The sequence below is a fragment of the Leucobacter sp. M11 genome (genome assembly GCF_035726885.1).
Taxonomy (GTDB): Bacteria; Actinomycetota; Actinomycetes; order Actinomycetales; family Microbacteriaceae; genus JAPFRB01.
Window position 1 is genome coordinate 223,338 of the sequence record NZ_JAPFRB010000004.1, and the last position, 4,050, is coordinate 227,387.

Consider the following 4,050-nt stretch of genomic DNA (forward strand, 5'->3'; position numbering starts at 1 on the left):
CGGACCCCAGCTCAGCGCTTCGGGGCGCTCAGGAACCAGTTGACGATGGCGAAGAACAGCACCACCGCAGCGGCGACGGCGGGCACCATGAGGGCCGCGGTCGCGCCGAACTGCTCGCCGATCGTGCCCGTCACCGCCGCGCTGAGCGACTGCCCGAGCACGAGCGAGCTGCCGAGCATCGTCATCACGGTCGCCCCGCGGCCCTCGGGCGAACGGTCCGCCGCGATGCTGTAGAGCGTCACGAGGGTCGGCCCGATGCCGATGCCCGCGACGACGAGCGCCACGGCGACGCCCGCGATCGTGTCCACGAGGAACAGGCCGCCCGTGCCGAGCAGCAGCACCGCGCCGAACACGAGCCACCGGGCCCGCTGGCGAAAGGCGGGCGGGAACAGGGTCACGCTGAGCGCGAGGATCGCGGAGCCGACCCCCATCACGCCGTAGAGCAGGCCCGCGCTCTCGGACGAGCCGAGCTCGCCCATGAACGCGGTCAGCGAGGTGAGCATCGCGCCGAAGAACAGGCCGACGCCGAAGATGCCCGCGATCACGACGAGCAGCCGCACCCGGAACAGCTCCCGGCTGGGCGCGAGCGTCTCCGCGCGCTGCGCCTGCGAGATGGCCGGTCGGCTCGTCGGGTGCAGAGCGAAGGCGGTCACGAAGATCAGCGTGAGCAGCGAGGCCCCCGCGATCGGGGCCCACGGAGCCATCGTGGTCGCGAGCACCCCCACGATCACGGGCCCGAAGATGAAGATGACCTCGTCGGCCGTGGACTCGTAGGACATGGTGCTGTTCAGCACCTTCGGCCGCCGCGACGCGGGCAGCTTCTCCTTGACGATGGCGACGAGCCGGGTGCGGGACAGCGGCGCAATCTGCGGCGCGGTCGCCCCGACCGAGAACGCCACGAGGAGCATCGACCAGTCCGGCAGGTCGCTGTAGACGATCAGGGCGAGCCCCGCGAGGGCCGCGCTGTTGGCCGCGGCCACGAGCAGCAGCACGGGACGCTGCCCGAAGCGGTCCGCGGCGGCCCCGATCAGGGAGCCGAAGATCGCGGTGCCGATGCCGACCGCGGCGGAGGTCAGCCCGCCCAGTTGCAGGGAGCCTCGACCGGCGACCACCAGGGTGAGCACGCCGACAATCATCATGGCGTAGGGGAGCCGGGCGACGAGGGCCAGCGGGAAGTACCCGAAGCCCGTCTCCCGGATCAGGGTGGTGCCGCGTTCGTCTTGGGTCATAGCCGACCTAGCCTACCAAGCGGGATGGCGCGGCCGGGCGGGCGCGGTCGGATACGATGAGATCATGCGTCCCGCCCTGCGGAGGACCCTCTGGTTCCTCCCGTTCATTGCCGTGAGCGCGACCCACCTGGTCGCGCTCTTCCTCGGCAACCGGCCCATTCCGCACTGGACGAAGGGCTGGCTCATGGTCACCCTGCTCGCGGCCTTCATCGGCTCCGTGCGCTGGGAGCGGACCCCCGTGACCCGCCTGCTGCCCGCGGTGCTCGCGCTCGTGGCGGGCATCGGCTTCTCCTGGATCGGGGACACCTCCCTGCTCTACGACGACACGACGGGCTTCCTGACCGGCCTCGGCGCGTTCCTGATCGCGCACCTCGCTTACGTTTTTGCGTTCTTCCGGCTGCCCGGCAGTCGGAAGCCGCGCGGCTGGATCGTGCTCGTGTACCTGATCTGGTTCCTCGTGCTGCTCGCGGTGCTCGGCCCCGAGACCCAGCTGCTGCTCGGCCCCGTCGCCCTCTACGGCCTCGTGCTGGCCCTCACCGGCATCGTCTCGAGCACCGTGAACGTGTTCGCCGGGATCGGCGGGGCCCTCTTCGTGTTCTCCGACTCCATCCTCGGCGCGAACCGCTTCGTCCCCGACTTCCCGCTCTGGCAGGTCGACTTCGTGATCATGGTGGGATACATCGGCGCGCAGCTGTGCATCGTGTTCGGCGCGGTGCTCGCCCTGGCCCGCTCCGAGTTCGACGCGGCACCCCGGGTCGCCCCCGACACGGTCGTAAAGTAACAAAGGCATAACACCTCCCACCGCGGGGCGAGGGCTGGTCGAGCGCCCCCTCCGATGGCCCGAGAAGGCCGGAATTTCGCCGATCTTGGCAGCCGGATGCCGACGAAACGACTAGGTTTGGAATACAGGCAGGCGAACGACGCCCGGTGAACGATCACCGCGGGCGATGGATCGCCGGCCTCCGCCGCTCACGGGCTCCCGCCCGGAAGCGGCCCGAGTTTCGGGACGTGTGCCCGGGCCGGAGACGCCACGGCGGCGCCCGGCCTGCGGTCTGCCCGGAACGGGTCCCCGCACGCCCCACGGCGTTCGGCGACCCCGGAAATCACGCGCGCAGACGACGGAGGAAACGAACCAGATGGACCAACTTCAGCAGCTCCCGGGAGCGGTGGTGATCGGCCTGCTTGTTCTGTTCTTCGGCGGCAGCTTCATCATGTCGCTCCGCATCGGGAAGAAGCGTGAGAACGCCGATGCCTACATGACCGCCGGGAACAAGATCGGCTTCGGGATCTCCGCGGCCTCGATGACCGCGACCTGGATCTGGGCCTCCTCCATGTACGCCTCGGCGACCTCCGGGTACCTCTACGGGCTCTCCGGCCCAATCCACTACGGGCTCTGGGGCGCGCTGATGATCCTGCTGATCTACCCCTTCGGGCGTCGGATTCGCAAGGTCGCCCCCCGCGCCCACACGATCGCGGAGGTCATGTACGCCCGGCACGGCCGGTCCAGCCAGCTGATGCTCGCGGGCTCCAACGTGCTCGGCAGCATGATCAGCCTGACCTCCAACCTGATCGCGGGCGGGGCGCTCGTGGCGATGCTCTCCCCGTTTAGCTTCCGGCAGGGCATCATCGTGATCGCGGGCGGGGTGCTGCTCTACACGCTCTGGTCCGGCTTCCGGGCCTCGGTGCTCACGGACTTCGCGCAGGTGATCGCGATGCTCGGCGCCGTGATCATCATCATCCCGGTCGTGTTCTTCGCGGCGGGCGGGCCCTCGATCTTCGAAACCGGGGCGGGGAACCTGACCCCGCAGCAGAGCAGCTTCTTCTCCTCTGACGCCTTCCTGAACCAGGGCGCGCCCTATATCGCCGCGGTGCTCGCCTACGCGATCGGCAACCAGACGATTGCCCAGCGGCTCTTCGCGGTGCGCGAGGACCTGATCAAGCCCACCTTCGTCACCGCGACGATCGGCTACGGCGCGACGATCATCGGTATCGGCATGTTCGGCGTGCTCGCCCTGTACCTGGGCATCACCCCGCTCGGCGGCGATGTGAACAACCTCATCCCGCAGATGGCCTCCACCTACCTCGGCCCGATCCTGCTCTGCCTGTTCTTCATCATGATCATCGGCTCGCTGTCCTCCACGGCGGACTCCGACCTGACCGCGCTGTCCTCGATTGTGATGACCGATATCTACGGGCAGAACGTGGCGGGCAAGGCGAAGGCGAACCCGCGCACGATGCTGCTGATCGGCCGGATCACGATGATCGTCGCGATGGCGGCGGCGCTCGTGCTCGCCAGCGGGCAGATGAACATTCTCGATCTGCTCGTCTTCGTCGGCGCGCTCTGGGGCTGCCTCGTGTTCCCCGTGATCGCGAGCTTCTACTGGGACCGCGTCACCAACATGGCGTTCACGATCTCGGTCGTTGCGGCGCTCGCGGTGTTCTTGCCCGTGCGCTTCTCCTGGGTCCCCGTGGACGGGGTGGTCGGGTTCCTGATCGAGGGCCTGTCGGTGATCGGAATTGGCGTGGTGCTGGGCCTCATGGCCTTCGGGTTCTTCGGCACCCGGGTGGCCCTGATCGTCGGCTCGGTCGCCTCCCTCGCCTCGATCCCCTTCGTGTTTGGGTTTCTGCGGGACTACCCGGTTCTCTCGGGGTCGCTCGTGGGATACGCGGTCAGCGCGCTGCTGTGCACGCTGATCACCCTGGGCAACAAGCGGCGCTTCGACTTCGCGCTGATCAAGGAGCGCACCGGGAACTTCGACGAGGACGACGCGGGGGACGGCGGCGCGCTCGCGCTGCCCGCCCAGCCCCAGCCCGCCGCCGG

General features: G+C 68.9%; 3 protein-coding genes. 2 read left to right on the plus strand and 1 reads right to left on the minus strand.

What is annotated here, in order from left to right:
- Positions 1–11: 11 nt before the first annotated feature.
- Entirely contained in the window at positions 12–1,229 is a 1,218-nt protein-coding gene (locus tag OOT08_RS13030) for an MFS transporter (protein WP_325093182.1), read from the minus strand.
- Between the two features lie 64 nt (positions 1,230–1,293).
- Here OOT08_RS13030 and OOT08_RS13035 point away from each other — a divergent pair, with 64 nt between their 5' ends.
- Positions 1,294–2,010 carry a lysoplasmalogenase gene (locus OOT08_RS13035; RefSeq protein WP_325093183.1) on the plus strand — a complete coding sequence of 239 codons (717 nt, stop codon included), beginning with the start codon at positions 1,294–1,296 and terminating at the stop codon, positions 2,008–2,010.
- Positions 2,011–2,365: 355 nt separating this feature from the next.
- Positions 2,366–4,050, plus strand: a 1,685-nt coding sequence (locus OOT08_RS13040; protein WP_325093184.1) for a sodium:solute symporter family protein, incomplete at its 3' end; no start/stop codon positions are given.